This is a genomic window from Corynebacterium sp. HMSC04H06, from assembly GCF_001815935.1.
Lineage (GTDB): Bacteria > Actinomycetota > Actinomycetes > Mycobacteriales > Mycobacteriaceae > Corynebacterium.
In genome coordinates this window covers 17,305-40,385 of the sequence record NZ_KV823416.1, presented here as the reverse complement: position 1 = coordinate 40,385, position 23,081 = coordinate 17,305, and the positions used below count along the sequence as shown (strand labels likewise).

The window sequence follows — 23,081 nt, the reverse complement described above, 5'->3', positions numbered from 1 at the left end:
TTAGTCTGAAGGCTTCGTCCACGCCGGCGCTAGGGCTGTCACGGATCGAGGGCCAGGATTTTTCTCGCAACCCGGCGGATATCCCCCTAATGTGGAGACCATGAAGATTGCAGCAGTCCAGGTAACCACCGGGTCCGACTGGGCGGAAAACCTCGCCAAAGCCGAAGGTCAGGTACGCAAAGCGGCGGCAGAGGGAGCGCAGTTGGTGGTCCTGCCCGAGGCGACCATGCAGGCCTTCGCCACGGGCCGCCTCGACGAGGGCGCCCAAGACCTAGATGGTGAATTTGCTCAGCGCCTGCACGCGCTCGCTAAGGAGCTGAACGTGACCGTGGTGGCTGGCATGTTCAGCCCCGCCGACAGCTACGTCAAAGGCGACAAGACCATCAACCGCGTCTACAACACCGCGCTGATTACCGGCCCGGATATCCACCGCGGCTATGCCAAGATCCACACCTACGACGCCTTCGACTACCGCGAATCCGACACCGTGCGCCCCGGCGTCGACCTCGTGACCTTCGAGGTGGGCGAGTGGACCGTCGGCGTGGCTGTCTGTTTCGACATCCGCTTCCCGGACCAGTTCCGTGCCCTGGCCCAGTGCGGCGCGCAGCTCATCGTCGTGCCCACCAGCTGGGCCGACGGCCCGGGCAAACTTGAGCAGTGGCGCCTGCTCTCGGCCGCCCGCGCGCTGGACTCGACCAGCTACCTGTGCGCGGCCGGCCAGGCCCGCCCGGGCGGCAACGAGGAGGCGGGCAACCCCTCCGGGCCCACGGGCATCGGCCACTCGGTCATCGTGGACCCGCAGGGTAAGCGCTTGGCTGAGGCCGGCTACGAGGAAGAAACCATCTACGCCAACATTGACGCCGACGAGGTCGCGGAGGTGCGCCGCTCCCTGCCGGTGCTGGAGTCGCGGACGTAGGCCAGCCGGCGGCTAGGCCGGGAAACCCGCCGGCTGCCAGTCCGCGGCTTCGCCCCCGACGCGGCTGGCTAGCCGCGTGATGCCCGGGCCGACCACGTGGGTGGGCCGCCCGCCGGCGATGGCGGTGATGGCCGCCGCGGCATCGTCTGTGACCGCGACGTCGAGTGACTGCGCCGGATCCGCCGGGCTCAGCAGCCACGGATCCCGCGGGCTTTCGGCCAGGTGGTGGAAGCGCACCCAGGGCGCCAGCGCGGCGAAGTTCTCCTGGAAATGGGTGTCGTAGAAGGCGCCGGGGCTTTCTGCCAGGCGAATGACATCGATGCGCGCGGGCTCGGGCACCTTGCCCGCGGCGACGTCGGTCCACAGCGCCAGGAGGTGGGCCTTGTGCGCGGCCCAGCCGGTACTGCGGCTGACCAGGACTTCGGCGTTGCCGGCCCCGGCGGGAAAATCCTGGGCCGGGGCGCCGAGCGTCCACCAATCCCCTGGGTGGGAACGGATGAGGGAGGTGGAGGCATCGCCGGCCGCGGCCAGGTGGAACTCCAGCTGTCCGGTCGCATCCACCGGGGCGGCTGGGGTCATCTCCCGCCAGGTGCCGGGCAACAGGGAGGAGGTCACGGGCACGGACTGGCCGGGTGCACAGCCCAGGGCCGTGCCGATTTCCACGTGCACGATGGCGGTCGCCCGGTTGGGCTTGTCCACCGCCACCACGCGGCCCGCGTAGGCCGGTGGGACGCCGGCGACGTCCGCGGCGTGGTGGGCCGCGCGCATCACCTCGCAGACCTGCGTGAAGACGCTGGAAAGCCGCCGCGAAATGGTCGTCGACGCCCCCACATCCCGCAGCGCCTTTCCAAAGGCGCTAGCCAGCGTGGAATAGAGTTCGGCGGGGAAGCCGTGACGGCGGTGCGCGCGGGCCATGTCCTCGAGCCGCTTCGTGACCGCGGCGGGGATGACCAGCTCGCCCGGTTCGACGCGCACGGAGCGCATCAGCCAGGCCAGCGCGGGCAGGAAGTCCGCGTGGACGCGGTGCTGGTCCCAGGAGAAGACCTGGCGCGACTCGATCACGTCGACAAACAGGTTCTCGTGCACCGCGCGGTGGAGGCGCTCGGCGTCCGGGTGGCCGGCTTCGATAAGCTCCGCGGCTTCCTCCAGGGAAAACGCAGCCGCTAGCCCGTAGGTCTCCACACGCGAATTCATGCCCCTCAGTCTACTGGGTCGGCGCGGCCGGCCGGCGCGGGCAGGCTAGATCTCGTAGCCGGTGACCGGGCCTTCCGTGTTGGGCTGCCAGCCCAGCTCCGGCGCGACGTGCTTCGCGAAGTTCTCCAGGATCTTCACGTTGGTCTCCAGGCCCATGGTGGTCGGGATGGTCAGCAGCAGGGTGTCGGCGGCCTCGATGGCTGGGTCCTCGCGCAGCTGAGCGATGAGCTTGTCCGGCTCCGCCGCGTAGGTGCGGCCGAAGGTGGACGCGCCCGTGTCCGGCAGGATGCCGACCTGGTCGTGGCTGGTGGCCTGCATGCCGAACAGCTGGTGGTCGGCGCCGTCGACGATGGTGAAGATGGACCGGGAGATGCTCACGCGCGGGGTCCAATCGTGGCCCGCCGCGGCCCAGGCCGCGCGGTAGCGGCGGATCTGCTCGGCCTGGATTTCGCCCAGGGTGTGCTCGGAGGTCTCCGAGACCAGGGTGGACGACATCAGGTTCACCCCGTCGCGGGCGGCCTGCTCCGCCGACTGGTAGGTGCCCGAGCCCCAGAAGATATTGCGGCGCAGCCCAGGCGAGTGCGGGAAGACGGGCAGTTGCGAGCCCGGCTGGAACATGTTCGGGTACTGGCGGTCCAGGGGCGCGGCGGTGGCCATGCCCGCGCCATCGATGCCTGCCAGGAAGCGCTCGAAGTTCGCCCGCGCCAGGTCGGCGCCGTTGGGGGCCTGCGCGCGGTAGCCGAAGGCCTCCCAGCCGCGCTCGGCGACCTCCGGCGCGCCGCGGGAGATGCCCAGCGCGACGCGCCCGTCGGCGATCTGGTCCAGTGCGGCGGCCTCCTCGGCCAGGTAGAGCGGGTTTTCGTAGCGCATGTCGATAACGCCGGTGCCCACCTCAATGCGCTTGGTGCTGCCGGCCACCGCGCCCAGCAGGGGCATCGGGGCGGAGGCTTGGGGTACGAAGTGGTGCACGCGGAAGGAGGCATTGTTCACGCCCAGCTCGTCCGCGGCCTGGGCGAGGTCGAGGTGGATGCGGGCGACCTTGCTGGCCGAGGGGCCGTGTTGGTTGCCGAATGCGTAGTGTCCGAAGCTTAAGAATCCGAAGGCTTTCATGCCCGCCATTGTAGTGGACGTGTCAACAACGAGGAAGGGGCTGGACGCAGGGGTGCAGGGGGCGTAAGGGCTGGCAAGCGGGACGCAACGAGAGTTCCGGGCAAGTTGTGGCCGGCAGGCGTGCTCCCGTCGCGAAAAATTGATCGGAACTCTCGCGCGCCCCGGCAGGATTCTTGCGCGCCCCGGCGACGAGTCCTCCGCTGCTAGCCTGTAGCGCAGGGGGGGAATACTTTATGGACGACATCGTCGTGTCCGGCGTGGACGCCAAGACGCTGTGGCGGCGCGCGGCGGCCGGAGTTTACATCAAGATTGCCAAGGGACTGTACCTGACGCGGGAGCCGACGCCCGGGGAACTGCTGGCGATAGTCATGCGCCGCTGGCCGCAAGCGGTGGTCACCGGGACGACCGCCCGCGAGATCTACCTGGGCGAACCGCTCAGCTTTCCGCTGCACCTGGCGGCCCCGCGCAAGCTCCCGCGATCTGCGTACGTGGCCGGCTACCGCACTCAGCGGCTGGCGGCACTCCAGGTTAAGCAGGTGCGGGTGCATATACCCGCGCAGGCGATTGACCACTGCGCTGACGAAGAGGCCATCGAGCTGCTGGAGCAGGCCTACCAGGGTAGAAAGGCGAAGAGCGTGCTGGAGCAGCACAACTCCGGCCGAAGGCTGAGCCGGCGGGCTCGCGGCCTCATTGGCCGGGCCTCCATCGGCAGCGATTCCCCGCTCGAGCGCAAACTCGTGCGGGCCTTGCGGGACGCCGGGCACCGAGTGGAGACCAACGTGCTGGTAGGGCAGTACTTCTTCGACCTCTACCTGCCGGAGCTGAAGATGCTCATCGAGGTGGACGGCTACCAGTTTCACACCGCGGAGTCGCCCGATACCTTTATCCGCGACCGGTGGAAGGCCAACGAGGCCACGCTGGCGGGGTACACCGTCTTACGCTACAGCGGCAGCTGTGTGCACTACCATCTCAATCGGGTGGTCAAGCAGGTGACGCAGCCGCGGCCGGCGCCCATGTCATCCAACGGGGTGTGGAACTGGCACTCGGGCATTATCCGGGAGGTGTCCTGGGCGCGCTATCGCTAGCGGATGCGAGTAGGCGCGAGCCGGCCGGCCCGCGGTCGCGAGAGTTCCGATCAAGTTTGCGCTCTCAGAGCGGGTCGGTGGACCAAAAGTTGATCGGAACTCTCAGAATCAGCCCAAAACCGCCCCAAAACCGCCCCGAAACCAGCCCGAAAACTTAAGCCCCGCCCAAAATCTCCGCCGCATGCTTGGCGGCCAGCCGGCCGGCGCGGGTGGCGCCCACGGTCGAGGCGGTGGAGCCGTACCCGGCCAGCAGGGCGCGCGGGTTGGCGGCCGGGGTGACCTCGTCGAGCATCTCGATTCCGCCGCGCGCACTTCGCAACCGCAGCCCCGCCAGGTGGCCCAGGTGCGGGCGGAAGCCGGTGTTCCAGAAGATCGTGTCGACCTCGATGTGCGTGCCGGCGGGGAAGGGGCGCCAGGCCTTGGCGCGGGTCGCGGCGTCCGCGTTGTGGACCTCCGGGCCGCTCGTCGCGGAGCCGCGGGGAGCGGAGAAGGTCACGCCGGTGGCATCGATGGCGCTGAACATGCCGCGGGAGACCAGCAGGCCGCGCTCGACGGCGTCCAGGTAGTCCTGCCACGGCGGGATCCCCGTGGTGGACACGACGGAGGCGGGGCGCTTGCCGTCCTGGGTGCGGGCGCGCTCGCTGTCTTCGACGGCGCGGCCCCAGCGGGCATCGAAGGCGATGGCGACGAAGTCCGGCGGGCGCCGGGTGGCCCAGATGGTCTCCGTGACGCCTTCGAGCTCCAGTAGGAACTGCACGGCGGACAGGCCGCCGCCGACGACGAGGGTGCGCTGGCCGGCGAAATCGGCCGCGCGCGTGTAGTCCTTGGTGTGCAGCTGGCGGCCCCGGAACTCCGCCGCGCCGGGAACGTGCGGGATAAAGGGGCTGTCCCAGGTGCCGGTGGCGTTGATGAGCACTGGCGCGTGGAAGCTGCCCGCGGTAGTTGCTAGGTGGAAGATGCGCGAGGTGGCGTCGTAGTGCACGTTTTCCACCCGGACTGGGCGGCGCACGTCGAGGCCGAAGTGGTCTTCGTAGGTGCCGTAGTAGTTGGCGACGACGCGGGAGGCCGGCGTGGAGTCGTCGCCGGCCGGGGCGGCTAGGCCGGGAAGATTGGCAATCCCGTGCGCCTTGCCCAGGGTGAGCGAATCCTAGCGGTGGCGCCAGGCGCCGCCGGGGCCGCGGTTGGCGTCGAGGATGATGGCGGACACGCCGCGTCGCTTTAGCTGCTGGGCGGACGCGAGCCCGGCCTGACCGGCGCCGATGACCACAACTTCGGCTGAGTGCATACCAGCTAGTCTAATGGTTTGCCGAGGGTTGGCCCTTTTTATTCGGGGGTAATGGGGCCCTAATAAAACACCCCGGTATGTTGTGGATCACCCGTAAGTAAGTAATGTGTTCACGGTCAGACCTCCCCCAAAAGTCAGCTTTTTCGAATTTGGCGGGCCGCGGTGACAGTGGTCCCACGGCGAATTCACAGGCCGGCGCCCCGCGGGGAGCGGCCGCGGCCCACGGTGGGCGGCGGCAATTCACGATGAAGGTGAAAGGATAGCCGGTGGAAGAGTTTTCTGCTTATTCCCTGATGTTGGACGTGGGCTGGATTTCGTTGCTCATGGTGATCGGCAACGTCCTGCGTCACAAGGTCAAGTTCATTTTCCAGGACCTGCTCCTGCCCGCCCCGATCACGGCCGGCCTGCTGGGCCTGCTGTTGGGCCCCGAGGTGCTGGGCTGGATCAATTTCTCCGACGCGCTGGGTGATTACACCTCCCTGCTGATCGCCGTCGTGTTCGCCTCCATGGCGTATTCCATGGAGGTCGGCGGTTCCATGCGCAAGGGCGCGCGCAACATGTGGGGCTTTGCCACCATGATGTTCACGGGCCAGTGGGGCCTGTTCATCTTGCTGGGCGTCTTCCTGTTCATGCCGGTCTTTGACACCCCGAACTGGTTCGGCATGATGCTGCCGGTCGGCTTCACCGGCGGCTTCGGCACCGCCGCGGCAGTCGGCGGCGCGCTGGAGGGCGTCGGCGCGGAGGCCGCGTCGTCGCTGGGCTTCACCTCGGCCACCGTCGGTACGCTGGCCGCTATCATCGGCGGCGTCGTCGCCGGCAACTGGGGCATTCGCCGCGGCAAGGTCTCCCACGTCCCGAAGGAGCTGCCGGAGGAGCTGCGCCGCGGCTACATCCGCAACGTGGAGAACCGCCCGTCCCTGGGGCGGGCGACCACCAACCCATCCGCGATTGAGCCGCTGACCCTGCACTTGGGCTTCATCGTTCTGACCGTCATGATTGCCTACCTCATCAACTCGGCTATCTCCTCGGTCTGGGAAAACGTCTCCATCCCGCTGTTTGCCATGGCCATGGTTGTCGGCCTCATCATCCGCGCCATCATGAACGCTGTGGGTGCTAACGACTACCTGGACCGCGAGGCCATCTCCACTGTCTCCGGTGCTGCCACGGACTACCTGATTGCTTTCGGTATCGCTGCGATCGTGCCGGCCGCCATCGCTAGTTACTGGGTGCCGTTGCTGGTCCTGTTCGTGCTGGGTACCATCTACTGCACCTTCTTCCTGCTGTGGTTCCCGGCCGAGTTCTTCGGCGAGCGCTGGATTGAGCGCGGCATCTTCGGCTGGGGCTGGGCTACGGCCACCGTCGCCACCGGTATCGCCATCCTCAAGATCGTCGACCCGAAGCTGGAGTCCGGCACCCTGTCGGAATACGGCATGGCCTACGTGGGCTTCGGCCCCTTCGAGATTGGTATGACCGTCGTCGCCCCGATCGCCGTGATTTACGGCTTCACCGCCGGGCTGGGCTGGATCTCGCTGGCGATTGCCGTCGGCATCTACCTCACCTTCCGGTTTGCCGGCTGGTTGCCGCCGCGCGGTACCATCTTCAAGGAAGGCATCGGCCACGTGGGGCAGAAGTCCTAAAGCTCTTACGCCGCCAGTCGCCGCACCCCAAGTCCGCAAAAGGGGTCGCGGCGGCTTTGTCGATCCAGGGGTCGATCCGCGGCCGGCCCCGCGCGTAAAATAAGCCTCCCCGAATATATGAAGAGAAAAGGTGCGTGACGCGTGTGTCCAAGTGGGGAGTGCTGGTCGATAACGGTCTGCCCGCCCGAGTGGTCAATCAAGAACTAAGTGATGCGGACGTGGTGGTGGAGTCGGTGCCCACGGATGGCTCCGGCAACATCGCGCTATCGGCCTCGGCCGAGGCGATCCGTGCCCGCTACGGCTGGGACCGGTTCGTATACATCACGGATATGCCGATGACCGCGGACGGTGACCCGGTGGCCGCGCAGGTGGTCGGAGAGGCCGGCGATGCCGCCATCGTGAGCCTGCCGGCCTTCGGCTTCCGGCTCGGCCGCCAGAACCTGGCCGAGCGGGTCCGGGCCTTCGGGCAAAGCGGCCAGTGGTCGGGGCCCGGCAGGAAGGCCAGCCCGTCGCATGTCGACGGCGCGGACGAGCACGCCGATGCCACCTTCGTCACCGTCCAGCGCGCCCGCTTCGTCGGCGGCATGGTGCGCACCAACCGTCCCGGCCGAATGCTGACCGCCCTGGCCAGCTGCCTGGCGGTCACGGTCGCCACCGGCGGGTTCGGTATCTTCTACGGTTCGGTCTGGCAGATGGCGCACGCGCTCAGCCCCCAGCGCCTGGCGCTGGTCAGCGTGGTGGCCATCATGGTGCTGTCCACCTGGCTGGTCATCTACAACGGCATGTGGCACAGGGTCTCCCGTCAAACCTCCCGGCAGCGCGCACGGCTGGACAACGCCTCGGCGGGGCTGACGGTGCTGGTGACCGTGCTGATGATGTTCGCGGTGACCTTCTGCGGCATGGCGGCGCTGACCGTGGTGGTCATCCCGCCGGACTACCTGACCGAGCAGCTCGGCGAGGCCGTCGGCTGGCGCGACTACGTCGACATCGCGTGGTTTACCACCTCGCTCGGCATCATGGGCGGCGCCCTGGGGTCCAACTTCGACGGCTCGGCCAAGGTGCGGCGTGCGACATTTTCCGACCGTGAGAACGAGCGCCGCGACAGCGACGAGGAGCAGCCCAGCGGCTGGCGCGAGGATGAGCACGAGGGCAGTCACGAAGCCAAGAAGGCGGCCGAAGCCCAAGAAAAATAAGATTTCGGAAAGTTGAGTGGAATATACTCAAGTTTGTCTGCGTTAGTTCTAGTGAAGCCTCTACAGTGGGATCATCGCCCCGAGGTAGGGAGATTTACTTAAAGGAGAAAGCAGATTATGAACTCATTCAACCCAACTACGAAAACTCAGGAGGCCCTGCAGCAGGCGCTGCAGACCGCCTCCGCGGGCGGCAACCCGGATATCCGCCCGGCCCATCTGCTGGCGGCCATCCTGGGCCAGCAGGACGGCATCGCCGCCCCGGTGCTGAAGGCCACCGGCGTGGACCCGCAGACCGTGCTGCAGGAGGCCCGCGGCCTAGTCGACGGTTACCCGAAGGCCGAGGGGTCGAATATGGCCAACCCGAACTTCAACCGGGACGCGCTCAACGTGCTGACCCGGGCGCAGGAGTTGGCGGGCGAATTAGGGGATGACTACGTCTCGACCGAGGTGCTGCTGGCAGCCATCGCGGGCTCGAAGACGGACGCGGCGGAGCTTTTGACCAGCCGCGGCGCTACCTACGACGCCATTAAGGGCGCGTTCCCGTCGGTGCGCGGGGCCGCCAAGGTCAACACGGAAAACCCGGAGGACCAGTTCCAGGCCCTGGAGAAATACTCCACCGACCTGACCGCCCGGGCGCGGGAAGGAAAGATCGACCCGGTTATCGGCCGCGATCAGGAAATCCGCCGCGTGGTGCAGGTGCTCTCGCGGCGCACCAAGAACAACCCGGTGCTCATCGGTGAGCCCGGCGTCGGTAAGACCTCGATTGTGGAGGGCCTGGCCCGCCGCATAGTGGCCGGTGACGTGCCGGAGTCGCTGAAGGGCAAGACCCTCATTAGCTTGGACCTTGGCTCGATGGTCGCGGGCGCGAAGTACCGCGGCGAGTTCGAGGAGCGCCTGAAGGCGGTGCTCGATGAGATTAAGGCCTCGGAGGGCCAGATCATCACCTTCATCGATGAGCTGCACACCCTGGTCGGTGCCGGTGCGACGGGCGAGGGCTCGATGGACGCAGGCAACATGATTAAGCCCATGCTGGCCCGCGGCGAGCTGCGCCTGGTGGGCGCGACCACCCTGGACGAGTACCGCAAGTACATCGAGAAGGACGCGGCCCTGGAGCGCCGCTTCCAGCAGGTCTACGTGGGCGAGCCCTCGGTGGAGGACACCATCGGCATCCTGCGTGGCTTGAAGGAGCGCTACGAGGTACACCACGGCGTGCGCATCCAGGACTCGGCGCTGGTCTCAGCGGCGGAGCTGTCGAACCGCTATATCACCAACCGCTTCCTGCCGGACAAGGCCATCGACCTGGTCGATGAGGCCGGATCCCGCCTGCGGATGGAAATTGATTCCTCCCCGCAGGAGATTGACGAGCTCGAGCGGGTCGTCCGCCGGCTGGAGATCGAAGAGCTGGCGCTGAAGAAGGAATCCGACGCCGCCAGCCAGGACCGTTTGGCCAAGCTCCAGCAGGAGCTAGCCGACGAGCGGGAGAAGCTGGGCGAGCTCAAGGCCCGCTGGGCTAATGAGAAGAAGGCTATCGACGAGGTCCAGGAGGCCAAGGAGGAGCTCGAGGAGCTCAAGCGCAAGGCGGAGATCGCCGAGCGCGACGGCGACTACGAGCTGGTCTCGGAGCTGCGCTACGGGCGCATCCCGGAGCTGGAGAAGCAGCTGGCGGATGCCGAATCCCGGGCGCATACCCAGTCGGAAACCAATTCCATGCTGACCGAGGAGGTCAGCCCGGACGTCATCGCGGAGGTCGTCTCCGCGTGGACGGGTATCCCGGCCGGCAAGATGCTCGAGGGCGAGACCGAGAAGCTGCTGAACATGGAAGAGATCCTGGGCCGCCGCGTGGTGGGCCAGTCCGAGGCCGTCAAGGCCGTCTCGGACGCGGTGCGCCGCTCGCGCGCCGGGGTCGCGGACCCGAACCGCCCGACCGGTTCCTTCCTCTTCTTGGGGCCGACCGGCGTCGGTAAGACTGAGCTGGCCAAGGCCCTGGCGGACTTCCTGTTCGATGACGCCTCGGCGATGGTGCGCATTGACATGTCGGAGTACGGGGAGAAGCACTCCGTCTCCCGCCTGGTCGGTGCCCCTCCGGGATACGTCGGCCACGAGGCCGGCGGCCAGCTCACGGAGGCGGTCCGCCGCCGCCCGTACACGCTGGTGCTCTTCGACGAGGTGGAAAAGGCCCACCCGGACGTCTTCGACGTCCTGCTGCAGGTGCTGGACGAAGGTCGCCTGACCGACGGCCAGGGTCGCACGGTGGACTTCCGCAACACGGTCATCATCCTGACCTCCAACCTGGGTGCCGGCGGCACCAAGGAGGAGACCATGGCGGCGGTGAAGAAGGCCTTCAAGCCGGAGTTCATCAACCGCCTGGATGATGTGGTGATGTTCGAGAGCCTGTCGACTGAGTTGCTGCGTGGCATCGTAGACATCCAGCTGGCTAACCTGGCCGAGCGGCTCGCCGCCAAGCGCTTGACTCTGGACGTGGCGGACGAGGCCAAGACCTGGCTGGGCGAGCGCGGCTATGACCCGGACTACGGCGCCCGCCCGCTGCGCCGGCTCATCCAGCAGGCCATCGGCGACAAGCTGGCCCGCAAGCTGTTGGCCGGCGAGGTCCGCGACGGCGACACCGTGCAGGTCACCGTGGCCGCCGACGGCGAGTCCCTGGATCTGCAGTCCACCGAGCAGCCGGCGGACTAAGACATACGCGTTAAGGCCCCGGTCGCCCCACTTCACAAGGCGGAGTAGCCGGGGTCTTTCGCCTGCGCGCGGCCTAGTCGACGCGCCCCGGCGGGCGGGGAGTCCGCTTTGGCTCTAGAGTGGGAAACATGAGTATTTTGGTCTCTCCCCGCGAGCTTTACGATGCCATCTACGCCGGCGATCGCCTCACCGTTCTGGCCTGCCTGTGGGGCTCGGGCGCCAACAGCGCCCGAAACCAGTTCCACGCACTCCACATCCCGACTGCCCAGCTCTGCGACGTCTCCGCCGCAATGGCGGGCCTGCCGGGCTCCCGCAACGGCCGCAACCCGCTGCCGGACCCGGACAAGCTGCAGGAATGGTTCGTGAATTGGGGGCTACGCAAGGACCGCCCGGTCGTCGTCTACGACGAGGGCCGCGGGCTCTTTTCTGGCCGCGCGTGGTGGATCCTGCGCTGGGCGGGTATCGAGGACGTGCGCGTGCTCGACGGCGGCTTGGCCCACTGGCGCCGGGAGCAGCTGCCCACCCTGACCGGCCCGGGCAATATCTCCGTGGAGACCAACACCACCGTGGACCCTAACCCGGACATGGTCGCTACCATCGACGAGGTCAAGGAGCATGACGGCATCCTGATTGACACCCGCGAGCCCAACCGCTTTGCCGGCCGCCGCGAGAACCTCGACCTCAAGGCCGGGCACATCCCGGGCGCGGTCAACGTGCCGGAGCGCTACCTCCACCACGCGGACCGCACCTGGAAGACCCAGGAGGAGATCCTCGAAGTCTTCCACAACGCCGGCATCAACGAGGACAACGTCAAGGGCGCCATCGTCTACTCCGGCTCCGGCAACCACTCTGGCCTGGCCCTGGCCACCATGGACTGGGTGGGTCTGACGGGCGCGCGCCACTACGTGGGCGGCTGGTCGCAGTGGTCGGCGGATGCCACCAACCCGGTCGAGCGCGGCGGCCGCGTCTCCCTCGGTGTCTAAGACCCGCGCCCCAGCGTCACGCAGTAAACTAGGGCGCTAATGACACCTATTTTGCTTTTGATCCTGGCCCTGCTGGCCGCCGCAGGCGCGGTCTTTTTGTGGCGCGCCGCCCAGACCCAGGAGGCCGCGCAGCAGCGCTCGCTGGCCGAGCGCGACGACAACCGCGACGACAGCCTTGAAGACGCCGCCGATGCCTCCCCGGCCTCCCCCGAGCACGACACCCCGGAGGCAGCCGAGGCCCAGGCCGAGGTACCGGAGCCGGATACCTCGCCGGCGCCGGACATCGTCTACGAGGAACCCGCGGGCCCCTCAGACGAACTCGCAGCCGACGATGCCGACGGCGACGAGGATGCCGACGACGCCAGCACGGCCGACCAGGCAGACCCGGAGGCGGGGGCACAGGCAGGCGCAGTAGCCGCCGAGGAGCCAGAGACCCCGGCCGCCGAGGAGCAGGTGGAGCCCGCGCCCGCTGCCGCGGAGGAGCCGGAGTCTGCTACGAAGGCGGCGCCGAAAAAGAAGATCGGTCGTCCTCTCCTGCCGGGCGCGCTGCGCCGGGAGCGCAGGGCCTGGGCGAGCCAGCACGGCTTCGACTTCGCCAAGGAGGATTCCTACCTGGCGGATGAGTGGACGCGGGGCGCGGCAGCCGGGGGCGCGCGCCCCCGGGACATCGCCCACGGTACGGTCTTCGGCCACGAGCTTTTCCTGCTCGACCTGGGCGGGGTGAACGTGATGGCGCTGCGTACCGGCGCGAGCTCCGACGTGGTGGTGGACTTCCGCCGCACGGGCCTGCCGCTGGCGGAGGAGACCTCCGAGGACTTGGTTGCCGCGACCCAGATCGCCGGCTTTAGCGTCTACGCCACGGAACCGGGCGTGGTCGAGCGCATGAGCGACGACCGCCTGGCCACCGGGCTGGAGTACCTGCCGGAGGCAGTGACCGCGGTGTGGATGGAAAACGAATGGGTGCTGGGCCAGACGGATAAGACTGCCCGCAGCGCCGAGTGGGATGAGATGCTCGCCCCGATGGCGGTGCTGGCCGATGTTGCCCGCGTGCTGCCGCCGCGCCCCGCCGCCGGGCTGGTCTACCACCCGGAACAGGGGGATCTCACGCGTGTGGTGCCCCCGCCGCAGCCGGTCGCGCCGACGGGCCCGACCGCGGTGCCCAACCCGGCCGAGGACATGGCGCGCCCGCCGGTCCAGCGCCCGGAAGAACCGATGGTGCTGCCCAGCCGCCGCGCCGGCGCCGCGCACGGGTCCATGGAACACCGCGCGCTGGGCGCGGACGAGGTGGACGCTATCGCCGACGGGCAGGAACGCCCGCAGGCGGACGAATCCGTCGCCCGCCTGCCGCGCGACCTGGGCCGCGGCTCCTCGATCTTCGACGAGATCGAGGCCGAGCTGGGCCCCATCGGCGATATCCCGGAGCGCCCCGTCAGCGATAGCGGCGACGACCGCAACCCTTAGGCTGCCCTCGGCGTGGTTTTCACCCGTGGGGTGTCTTAAGCTAGAAAACGACGAAAATCGCAGGAGCGCGAGCAGCGGACGCATTCTTCGCCCCCGCGCGGGCAAAGTAAAGGAGTTTTTGACCTCATGAACCTGGACGAGCAGAAGAAGAGCCGACTAGCCGAGCTGGTCAAGGAGCTGGCCGTCGTGCATGGCAAGGTGACTCTGTCCTCGGGTAAGGAAGCGGACTACTACGTCGACCTGCGCCGGGCGACCCTGCAGCACGAGGCCTCCCGGCTGATCGGCGCGCTGCTGCGCGAGCTGACCGCGGACTGGGATTTCGACGCCGTCGGCGGCCTGACCCTGGGCGCGGACCCGGTGGCCACCTCCATCATGCACGCGGACGGCCGCCCGATCGACGCCTTCGTGGTGCGCAAGGAGGCCAAGAAGCACGGCATGCAGCGGCGCATCGAGGGCGCCGGCGTGGAAGGCAAGAAGGTCCTAGTCGTCGAGGACACCACCACCACAGGCAACTCCCCGCTGACCGCTGTGGCCGCGCTGCGCGAGGCCGGCGCCGAGGTCGTCGGTATTGCCACCGTCGTGGATCGAGCCACCGGTGCGGACCAGACGATTTCGGCAGAGGGCCTGGAGTACCGCTTCCTGCTGGGTCTGGAGGACCTCGACCTTGCCTAAGCCGGACGCCCGCGGCACCGAAGTCGACCAACAGCCCGGCCCCACCGAATGGAACGAGGGCCGGCACGGGGTCGGCCCGTGGGAAGGGCAGTGGCCCACCGGCCCGGAGGCAGAGCGCTACGATCCGGAGCTGCTGGCCGAAGGTGACCGCCGTAACGTGGTGGACGCCTACCGCTACTGGCGGCGCGAGGCGATCGTCGCCGACATCGATAGCCGGCGCCACAGCCTGCACATCGCCATTGAGAACTTCGAGAACGACTCGAATATCGGCACGGTCGTGCGCACGGCCAACGCCTTCGCGGTGGACACGGTCCACATCGTCGGCCGCCGCCGCTGGAACCGCCGCGGCGCCATGGTCACGGACCGCTACCAGCACCTGACCCACCACGACACGGTAGAGCAGCTGTTGGAATGGGCGGTGCAGGCGGGGCTCACGGTCGTGGCCATCGATAACACCCCTGGGTGCGTGCCGCTGGAGACCGCCGAGCTGCCGGAGAAATGCCTGCTCCTGTTCGGGCAGGAAGGCCCCGGCGTGAGCCAATCCGCCCAGGACGGGGCCGTGATGACCTGTTCCATCGCCCAGTTCGGTTCCACCCGGTCCATCAACGCGGGGGTGGCGGCCGGCATCGCCATGCACGCCTGGATCCGCCAGCACGCGGATCTGGCCCAGAGCTGGTAGCCGGGGGCGCCAACCGGTTGCGCAAAATTGCACGGGTGAGCTGGGAGCGCGCTAGAATTCTCGTGAGTAATAGTTCGACTAAATTTAGGGCACCTGAGTGGACGAAAAGTGGGCACACCGCGCGGATCTAGCAGAAACCGCCATCAATGACCGTCACGCGGCACGCGTGTGGGGACTGCCAAAGACCAACCTGGCCATCGTGCGCTGGCCGCCCACCGGTAAGGAAAAGGTTTTCCTCCACTGGCACTACTGGTGGCAGGCGCACTACCTGGACTGCCTGGTGGATGCCGCCCAGCGCCACAACACCAAGATGCGGCGCAAGCGGATTGCGGAGACCGTACGCGGCATCCGGGTGCGCAACCTCAGCCCGCTGAAGAACAACCGCTATTTCGATGACAAGGCCTGGCTGGCGCTCGCCCTGCAGCGTGCCGGGCAGCTCAGCAAGGTCAAGCCCTATTCGAAGCTCGCGGAGCTGCAGGACGATATCCGCGCCGGCCGCGACGAGCACTTGGGTGTACTGCCGTGGCGCGAGGGCGAGAACTTTTTCAACGTGCCCTCCAACGGGCCGGCGGCGATCCTCTTGGCACGCACCGGGCACCTTTCCGAGGCCCAGGAGATAGTGGAGTGGATCTACGAGAACCTGGTTGATGACCAGGGGCTTATCATGGACGGCGTCCGCATGCGCATGGACGGCCCGGAGTGGGTGCGCAACCTGCACCCCTACTGTCAGGGCGTGGTTTTGGGTGCCTGCCTGGAGATAGCACTGGCCCTGCGCAAGCGCGCCGGTTTTTCCTCCCTGGAGCACCTCGACTCGGTCCAGGAGGCCGAGCGCGCCGAGGACACCGTGCAGTACCTGACCCGCATCCGTGGGCTCATCCAGGCCATCGCCTCCTACATGGCCACCCCGGCCGGGGTCATCGACTGGGATACCGGTGACGGCGACGGTGGCCTGTTCAAGGGCATCCTCGTGCGCTACCTGGCGGACGCGGCCGTGCGTCTGCCAGGGGACTCGCCCGCCAACCGCGCGGCGAAGAAGCTCGCCGCCCGCCTGGTGATGTCCTCGGCCGCCTCGGTCTGGGAGCATCGCCTGGAGGTCGACGGCCTGCCGATTTTCGGCACGGACTGGACCGCGGACGCGCGCCTGCCCCACAACTTCGGCCTGGGCCCGACCACCCTGGGCGAGAAGGTCGGCGTCATTCGCATCGCCGAACGCGACCTGTCGGTGCAGCTGTCCGGTTGGATGCTGATGGAGGCCGCCGCCCGCGTCGCCCGCGACCGCGCAAACCGCCGGGCCTAGCAAGCACGAGCCACCCCTAGCCGGGACCAGACACCGGCTAGGTACAAACTCACACCTTTCCTTAACCGGGACCTGCGGCGCGCAAGCCAAATCACAGGCATACTTGGTAGTGCAGTAAGTCAAACGCGAACCAAGTAAGGAAGATTCACTTCTATGCCTATTGCTACCCCAGAGGTCTACAACGCCATGCTGGATGAGGCGAAGCAGTCTGGCTTCGCCTTCCCGGCCATCAACTGCACCTCCTCGGAGACCATCAACGCCGCACTCAAGGGCTTCGCTGAGGCCGAGTCCGACGGCATTATCCAGTTCTCCACGGGCGGTGCGGAGTTCGGTTCCGGCCTGGCAGTCAAGAACAAGGTAGCGGGCGCCCAGGCGCTGGCCGCCTTCGCGCATGAGGCCGCCAAGCACTACGGCATCAACGTCGCGCTGCACACCGACCACTGCCAGAAGGAGGTGCTGGACGACTACGTCCGTCCGCTCATCGCCATCTCCCAGGAGCGCGTCGACCGCGGCGAGCTGCCGTTGTTCCAGTCCCACATGTGGGACGGCTCCGCCATCCCGATCGATGAGAACCTGGAGATCGCCCAGGAGTTGCTGGAAAAGGCCCGCAAGGCCCACATCATCCTGGAAGCCGAGATCGGCGTCGTCGGCGGCGAGGAAGACGGCGTGGAGGCCAAGGCTGGCGACAACCTCTACACCTCCGTCGAGGACTTTGAAAAGACCATCGACGCCCTGGGCACCGGCGAGAACGGCCGCTACCTGCTGGCCGCCACCTTCGGCAACGTCCACGGCGTCTACAAGCCAGGTAACGTCAAGCTGCGCCCGGAGGTGCTGCTGGAAGGCCAGCAGACCGCGCAGAAGAAGCTCGGCCTGGACGAGGGCGCTAAGCCCTTCGACTTCGTCTTCCACGGCGGCTCCGGCTCCGAGAAGGAAAAGATCGAGGAGGCCCTGCGCTACGGCGTCATCAAGATGAACGTGGACACCGACACTCAGTACGCGTTCACCAACCCGGTCGCCCGCCACATGTTTGCCAACTACGACGGCGTGTTCAAGATCGACGGCGAGGTGGGCAACAAGAAGGTCTACGACCCGCGTTCTTACCTCAAGAAGGCGGAGCAGGGCATGTCTGAGCGCGTCATCGAGGCGTGCCAGGATCTGCATTCTGTGGGGAAGACGGTTTCCCGCTAAAGCAGTCTTTTCGGGCCGCGGCGGCATAAAAGTGTCCTAGAATGGCGCCCATGGCCGAAGAACGAAAACGACTCACCACGCGCGAGCGCCTGCGCAGTATTGACCGGTCTTTAATGGCCCGGTTGAACCGCGTGCGCTCGCGCTTCGTGTTTATCCTGCAGGCCACCGTCGGCGCGGGGCTGTCCTACTGGGTGGCCAATGACATTGTGGGCCACGCGCAGCCCTTCTTCGCGCCGATCTCCGCGGTGATCATCTTGGGCCTGTCCGGCGGCGACCGGCTAAAGCGCGCGGTGGAGATGTCCATCGGCGGTATCACCGGTGTGGCGGTGGGGGATATCCTCTTTCAATTTGTCGGCCAGGGGCCGTTCCAGATCACCCTGATCGTGGGCGCGACGCTGCTGCTCGGCTCGTTCATGACGAAGTCGCCGCTGCTGACCAATCAGATCGTCTTTGGCTCCATCCTGATCGCCACCATCTTCCCGCCCACGGAAGGCGCCGGGGGCTTAAACCGCGCTATCGATGCCCTCATCGGCTCCGCCATCGGTGTCATCACCATCGCTCTCATCCCGAACTCGCCGCTGGCCCAGGCGCGCCGGGAAGTTTCTAAGGTGCTTAGCATCGCCGCCAGCGTGCTCTACGACGTCTCCCGCGGGCTCGAAAAGCAGGATGTAGAGATCATAGAGGAGGCTCGGCAGGCCGTCTTCGGCACGCAGACCAACATCGAAAAGCTGGCCGATGCCGCCAAGCAGGGCAGGGAGGCTTCGGAGGTCTCGCCCATCATGTGGGGTTCTAAGCGCAATATCCGCTCGCTGGAGCGCATCCTCGTGCCGGTGGACAACGGCGTGCGCGGGGTGCGCGTGCTCTCCCGCCGCGCTCTGGTAATTACGGAGGACGGGGACAGCGTCTCCCCGGTCCAGATTGAGCTCATCGAGGAGCTGTGCTCGGTCATGGAGGAGCTGGCCGAAATCTACGGCAGCCGGCGCGGCCTCAACGAGGCCCAGGAGCTGCCCCACCTGGTTCAGCGTCTGCGGCGGGCGGGCGCGCGGGCGAGCATGGACATTGTAGAAGGGAGCAGCCAGCTTTCGGCCTATGCCATCCTGGCGCAGACGCGGTCTATCGTGGTGGACCTACTGATGATTTGCGGCATGTCCCGCGAGTCCGCCGTGGCGGTACTCATCCCGACCTCGCAGACCCCGGCCTACCCGCCGGAGATCTACGACGAAGACGAACACGACCTCTAGGCTCTAGGGGCGCGCCACCCGCACCACTTGCAGGTCGCGCAGGTGCCGGTAGAAGGTCACGCGGTCGACGGGTCGCGGGCGGGAGACCCCGTCCACGGTCACGCGCAGCTCCGGTCCGCCGGCCTGGACCGCGCGCCCGGTGGCCACGGTGGACGGATCCACGGGGCCGGGCTGGGGCGCGGCCTGCTTCCGTCGTAGGCGCTCTAGCAGCCCCTGGCGGGCCACTGGCGCCGCCGCGGCGACGATGCCGGGGGCGTCCACCATGGGCACCAGTTTGGCGCCGTAGACGCCCGTCTGGCCCCCGCGGAGGGCGTCGCCGTCTTGGCGGACGAGCACGTGGTCGTCGACGATGATCTCCCCGGTCATAGCCCCGGGGTTCCACTGGCTGATGGTGGCCGAGCCCGCCACGGCTTGGCCGGCGTCGTTGCGGATGGTGGGCACGGGCGCGACCGCACCGTCGAGCGCCAGACGAAAGGCGTCGTCCGCCTGCTGCGGCAGGCCCCAGTTCTGGGCGGCGGCGGAGGAATCTTCTACCGGCACGTAGGCGACCTCGACCCACAGAGTGTCGGCGCGCATGAGTCGGGTAATCACCGCGGACAGGGCCGCATCCGTGCCGATGACGACCACGCGCAGCGCTTCTGACACCGGCTGGGGCGCAGGCGCCGGCGCGCCCAGGTGCGCCACGTCGGGCTGGGAGGCGATCTCGTCGAGCGACGGCGTTGGATCTTCAGGCAGGATCTCCCGGGCGGCAGCGTCTACCGCCTTGAGCTCCTTGCGCGTGGGTACGGCCGCGCAATCCAGGATTTCCCAGTTGGACTCCGGACCGTGGGGCAGCAAAAACTGGGGCGCGCCGCAGCGCAGGATCATTACACGCATGTTTTCTATGCTACTTCGCCGGGGTAGGAGCGCCCACGCGGATGGCTAAGCAGGTAGAGTTAGTGCGTATTTGACTCCAATTAAAATGGGGAAGTGAATTAACAACCATGGCAGCAATCGTCATTGTTGGCGCCCAGTGGGGCGACGAAGGCAAGGGCAAGGCGACGGATATCCTCGGCGGCGAGGTCGACTACGTCGTCAAGCCGAACGGCGGCAACAACGCCGGCCATACCGTCGTGGTCGGCGGCGAGAAGTACGAGCTCAAGCTCCTGCCCGCCGGCATCCTGTCGGAAAACGCCACCCCAATTTTGGGCAACGGCGTCGTGATTAACCTGGAGGCCCTGTTTGACGAGATCGACGGGCTGGAAGCCCGCGGCGCGAAGGCCTCCCGCCTGAAGATCTCCGCCAACGCGCACCTGGTGGCGCCGTACCACCAGACGCTCGACCGCGTGCAGGAGCGCTTCCTAGGCAAGCGCGCCATCGGCACCACCGGCCGCGGCATCGGCCCGGCGTATGCGGACAAGGTCGCGCGCATCGGCATCCGCGTCCAGGACATCTTCGACGAGTCCATCCTGCGCCAGAAGGTCACCTCCGCGCTGGACATCAAGAACCAGATGCTGGTCAAGATGTACAACCGCAAGGCCATCGACCCGGAGCAGGTCGTTGAGTATTTCCTGAGCTACCGGGAGCGCCTGCGCCCGATGGTCATCGAGGCCGAGCTTGAGCTCAACGATGCCCTGTCTAACGGCAAGCACGTCCTCATGGAGGGCGGCCAGGCCACGATGCTGGATGTGGACCACGGCACCTACCCGTTCGTGACCTCTTCCAACCCGTCGGCCGGCGGCGCCTCGGTGGGCTCGGGCGTGGGCCCGACGCAGATCACCACCTCCCTGGGCATTATCAAGGCCTATACCACCCGCGTGGGCGCGGGCCCGTTCCCCACGGAGCTCTTCGACAAGTGGGGCGAGTACCTGCAGACCACCGGCGGGGAGATCGGCGTCAATACCGGCCGCAAGCGCCGTTGTGGTTGGTACGACTCCGTCATCGCCCGCTACGCCACCCGCGTCAACGGCTTCACTGATTACTTCCTGACCAAGCTGGACGTCCTGACCGGCATTGGGGAGATCCCCATCTGTGTGGCCTACGACGTGGACGGCAAGCGCTTCGACGAGATGCCCATGACCCAGTCCGACTTCCACCACGCCGAGCCCATCTTTGAGACCATGCCGGCGTGGGACGAGGACATCACCGGCTGCCAGACCTTCGAGGAGCTACCGCAGAAGGCCCAGGACTACGTCCTGCGCCTCGAGGAACTGTCCGGCACCCGCATCTCCTACATCGGTGTCGGCCCCGGCCGCGACCAGACCATCGTGCGCCATGACGTCCTCGCGGATGCGTAGACAAGCATTGGTTCAGTTAAAACCACGCTCCCGTCGAATGCTGCGGTGACAGGTAGGCGGGGGTTCGTGGGTTGCGGGACCGGCACATGTGCAAAGCTATGGCCTGTTCCAATGCGGCAGATAGCTGGCGCTATGCGATAATGGGCGCAGAGTTTGCTGTGGTGTCTCACAGCTTCTGGAGGAACAATCTATGGACTTTGCACAACATATCGGAACGCCGCTGACATCGAACGCCACGAAGGTGTTGCTGCTCGGCGGTGGTGAGCTCGGCAAGGAGCTGACGGCCGCGTTCCAGCGCTTGGGGCTTGAGGTGCACGCGGTGGACTCCTACCCGGGCGCGCCGGCGCTGCACATCGCCCACGTGGCGCACGTGGCGCAGATTTCCGACCCGCAGGCGGTCTGGGAGATTGCCTCCCAGGTGCAGCCGGATTTCGTGGTCCCCGAGGTAGAGATGGTGGCTGTCGACGCCCTCTCCCGCCTAGAGGCGGAGACCGATGCCGTGGTGGTACCCACCGCGCGCGCCTGTGAGCTCACCCGGGACCGGGAATCGATCCGGAGCGCGGCGGAGTCGCTGGGCCTGCCCACGACGGCTTACCGCTTCGCCAACTCGGAGGAGCAGCTCGTCGCCGCAGTGGAGGAGCTCGGCTTCCCCTGCATCATCAAGCCGGACGTGTCGACTTCGGGCAAGGGGCATATGCTGGTCCGCGAGCCGGAGGAAATCGCCAGCGCCTGGCAGAAGGTTCGCCGCGTGTCCTCAGACTCAGATTGCGTGGTGGCGGAGCGTTTCGTGGACTTCGACTACGAGGTCACGCTTCTGGCAGTGCGGTCTATCGATCCGTCCACCAAGGAGATGGCCACCTGGTTCAGCGAGCCCATCGGCCACCGCCACGAGCACGGCGACCTGGTGGAGTCGTGGCAGCCGATGGCAATGAGCCAGCGCGCGCTGGAAAACGCCCGCTCGGTGGCCGCGCGAATCTCCAACGAGCTGGGCGGGCGCGGCGTCTATGGCGTGGAACTCTTCGTCGCCGGCGACGACGTCTACTTTTCCTCCGTCTCTCCTAGGCCGTCGGATACCGCGATGCTGACCGGCTACACCCAGCGCTTCTCCGAGTTCGAGCTGCAGGCCCGCGCCATCTTGGGCTACCCGATTGACGTCACGCTGGTCTCTCCCGGGGCGGCTTATGTGCTGCACGCGGATGACGACATCGAGGACGTCGCCTACCAGGGAGTGGGTCAGGCGATGGCGGTAGCGGAGACTGACGTGACGCTGTTCGGCAAACCTGGAGCCTACAAAGGCCGGCGCATGGGCTTGGTGGTCTCCACGGGTGAGGACATCGAAGAAGCCCGCGATAGGGCCAACGTGGCGGCCGCCCGCATTGAGGTGCGCGGCACCCCGACCGCGGCCGAGGTCGTCGAAGAAGCCCAGACCCCGGACATCCCGCAGCTACACAAGGTAGTGCTGCTAGACGAGCCACTCGTGCGCGTCAACCCCGAGCTGACCGGAGGCATCGATGATGAGGACGAGGAAGCCGCGGTCGAAAACACCACGCTGTGGGGCCGGAAGTAGGATAGCTAGTCAGTCGTGGCGCGCTTAATCATCGGCGTGTGCAGGATGCCGTCCTCGTCGAAGGCCTCGCCGCACACGCTAAAGCCGAAGCGGCCGTAGTAGCCGGTCAGCGGCGACTGCGCCTCCAGGTACACCGGCGTGTCGGGCCGGGCGGTGGCGGCGAACTGCAAGGCGGCATCGATAAGCTGCGGGCCCAGGCCCGTGCCCCGGGCGGTGGGAGCCAGGGCGAAGCGGCCGAACTGGACGACGTCGAGGGTGGGGGAGTCGCTGGTGTCGGCGGTGCCGCGGGTGCTTGCCGCCTCCGGGGTCGGGATGGTCGCCGGGAACAGGCGGGCCGTGCCCAGGAGACGGGGAGTGTGATCCTGGGTTGGCGCTTGTATTTGTGCTTGCGCTTGTTCTTGAGCAGGGCTGTCCCAGGCCAGGAGGTGGATGGTGGACGGCTGGGCGTCCGTGTCATCGATTTCGGCGTAAGGGGTGGCCTGCTCATGCACGAAGACGTCCACGCGCAGCTTGTAGAGCGCGTGGACGTCTAGCGGGGCCAGCGCCGCCAGCGGCGCGGCGGTGATGGTGGGCGGGAAAGATTCTTTAGTCACGCCCACCACC

General features: G+C 67.2%; 18 protein-coding genes and 1 pseudogene. 14 read left to right on the top strand and 5 right to left on the bottom strand.

Annotation, left to right across the window (positions count from 1 at the left end; genetic code table 11):
• Positions 1–100 precede the first annotated feature (100 nt).
• Positions 101–916 (top strand): carbon-nitrogen hydrolase family protein, encoded by an 816-nt coding sequence (locus HMPREF3067_RS03780; RefSeq protein ID WP_070768429.1) that lies wholly within the window; start codon positions 101–103, stop codon positions 914–916.
• Positions 917–928: 12 nt separating this feature from the next.
• On the opposite strand, the gene HMPREF3067_RS03775 is transcribed toward HMPREF3067_RS03780, so the two are convergent.
• Positions 929–2,110 carry a hypothetical protein gene (locus tag HMPREF3067_RS03775; protein WP_070768401.1) on the bottom strand — a complete coding sequence of 394 codons (1,182 nt, stop codon included), beginning with the start codon at positions 2,108–2,110 and terminating at the stop codon, positions 929–931.
• 45 nt (positions 2,111–2,155) lie between these two features.
• The gene (locus HMPREF3067_RS03770; protein WP_070768400.1) at positions 2,156–3,220 is read right to left on the bottom strand and encodes an LLM class flavin-dependent oxidoreductase; all 1,065 of its coding nucleotides are present in this window, start codon (positions 3,218–3,220) and stop codon (positions 2,156–2,158) included.
• Positions 3,221–3,453: 233 nt separating this feature from the next.
• Here HMPREF3067_RS03770 and HMPREF3067_RS03765 point away from each other — a divergent pair, with 233 nt between their 5' ends.
• The gene (locus HMPREF3067_RS03765) at positions 3,454–4,305 is read left to right on the top strand and encodes an endonuclease domain-containing protein (RefSeq protein ID WP_070768399.1); all 852 of its coding nucleotides are present in this window, start codon (positions 3,454–3,456) and stop codon (positions 4,303–4,305) included.
• Positions 4,306–4,459: 154 nt separating this feature from the next.
• Here the strand turns inward: HMPREF3067_RS03765 and HMPREF3067_RS03760 are convergent.
• A pseudogene (locus HMPREF3067_RS03760) lies at positions 4,460–5,590 on the bottom strand (NAD(P)-binding domain-containing protein).
• Positions 5,591–5,856: 266 nt separating this feature from the next.
• Between HMPREF3067_RS03760 and HMPREF3067_RS03755 the strand changes: the two are divergent.
• From HMPREF3067_RS03755 to HMPREF3067_RS03710, 10 genes are all read left to right on the top strand, one after another.
• The gene (locus HMPREF3067_RS03755) at positions 5,857–7,227 is read left to right on the top strand and encodes a sodium/glutamate symporter (protein WP_070768398.1); all 1,371 of its coding nucleotides are present in this window, start codon (positions 5,857–5,859) and stop codon (positions 7,225–7,227) included.
• Between the two features lie 143 nt (positions 7,228–7,370).
• The gene (locus HMPREF3067_RS03750) at positions 7,371–8,420 is read left to right on the top strand and encodes a hypothetical protein (RefSeq protein WP_141759318.1); all 1,050 of its coding nucleotides are present in this window, start codon (positions 7,371–7,373) and stop codon (positions 8,418–8,420) included.
• A gap of 117 nt (positions 8,421–8,537) precedes the next feature.
• On the top strand, positions 8,538–11,114 hold the full coding sequence (clpB, locus tag HMPREF3067_RS03745) for an ATP-dependent chaperone ClpB (protein ID WP_070768396.1): 2,577 nt from the start codon (positions 8,538–8,540) through the stop codon (positions 11,112–11,114).
• A gap of 128 nt (positions 11,115–11,242) precedes the next feature.
• Positions 11,243–12,097, top strand: coding sequence for a sulfurtransferase (locus HMPREF3067_RS03740; RefSeq protein WP_070768395.1), 855 nt, complete (start codon positions 11,243–11,245; stop codon positions 12,095–12,097).
• A 39-nt stretch (positions 12,098–12,136) separates the two neighbouring features.
• Positions 12,137–13,558, top strand: coding sequence for a type III secretion system chaperone family protein (locus HMPREF3067_RS03735; RefSeq protein ID WP_210400080.1), 1,422 nt, complete (start codon positions 12,137–12,139; stop codon positions 13,556–13,558).
• 126 nt (positions 13,559–13,684) lie between these two features.
• Positions 13,685–14,230 (top strand): orotate phosphoribosyltransferase, encoded by a 546-nt coding sequence (gene pyrE / locus HMPREF3067_RS03730; protein ID WP_070768393.1) that lies wholly within the window; start codon positions 13,685–13,687, stop codon positions 14,228–14,230.
• The gene (locus HMPREF3067_RS03725; RefSeq protein WP_070768392.1) at positions 14,223–14,909 is read left to right on the top strand and encodes a TrmH family RNA methyltransferase; all 687 of its coding nucleotides are present in this window, start codon (positions 14,223–14,225) and stop codon (positions 14,907–14,909) included. Before pyrE ends, HMPREF3067_RS03725 begins: the two co-directional genes overlap by 8 nt.
• A gap of 97 nt (positions 14,910–15,006) precedes the next feature.
• Complete coding sequence (locus tag HMPREF3067_RS03720; RefSeq protein WP_070768391.1) at positions 15,007–16,206, top strand: glycoside hydrolase family 76 protein; 1,200 nt, start codon at positions 15,007–15,009, stop codon at positions 16,204–16,206.
• A gap of 153 nt (positions 16,207–16,359) precedes the next feature.
• Positions 16,360–17,394 carry a class II fructose-bisphosphate aldolase gene (gene fbaA, locus HMPREF3067_RS03715; protein ID WP_070768390.1) on the top strand — a complete coding sequence of 345 codons (1,035 nt, stop codon included), beginning with the start codon at positions 16,360–16,362 and terminating at the stop codon, positions 17,392–17,394.
• A gap of 50 nt (positions 17,395–17,444) precedes the next feature.
• Positions 17,445–18,635, top strand: coding sequence for an FUSC family protein (locus HMPREF3067_RS03710; protein WP_070768389.1), 1,191 nt, complete (start codon positions 17,445–17,447; stop codon positions 18,633–18,635).
• A gap of 3 nt (positions 18,636–18,638) precedes the next feature.
• Here the strand turns inward: HMPREF3067_RS03710 and HMPREF3067_RS03705 are convergent, their stop codons facing one another.
• A complete protein-coding gene (locus HMPREF3067_RS03705) occupies positions 18,639–19,511 on the bottom strand; it encodes a hypothetical protein (RefSeq protein ID WP_070768388.1) in 873 nt (290 codons plus the stop codon).
• Positions 19,512–19,618: 107 nt separating this feature from the next.
• Here HMPREF3067_RS03705 and HMPREF3067_RS03700 point away from each other — a divergent pair, with 107 nt between their 5' ends.
• Positions 19,619–20,911, top strand: coding sequence for an adenylosuccinate synthase (locus tag HMPREF3067_RS03700; RefSeq protein WP_070768387.1), 1,293 nt, complete (start codon positions 19,619–19,621; stop codon positions 20,909–20,911).
• A 190-nt stretch (positions 20,912–21,101) separates the two neighbouring features.
• Complete coding sequence (purT, locus tag HMPREF3067_RS03695) at positions 21,102–22,478, top strand: formate-dependent phosphoribosylglycinamide formyltransferase (RefSeq protein ID WP_083319119.1); 1,377 nt, start codon at positions 21,102–21,104, stop codon at positions 22,476–22,478.
• A 5-nt stretch (positions 22,479–22,483) separates the two neighbouring features.
• Here the strand turns inward: purT and HMPREF3067_RS03690 are convergent, their stop codons facing one another.
• On the bottom strand, positions 22,484–23,071 hold the full coding sequence (locus HMPREF3067_RS03690) for a GNAT family N-acetyltransferase (RefSeq protein ID WP_246819227.1): 588 nt from the start codon (positions 23,069–23,071) through the stop codon (positions 22,484–22,486).
• Positions 23,072–23,081: the final 10 nt, after the last annotated feature.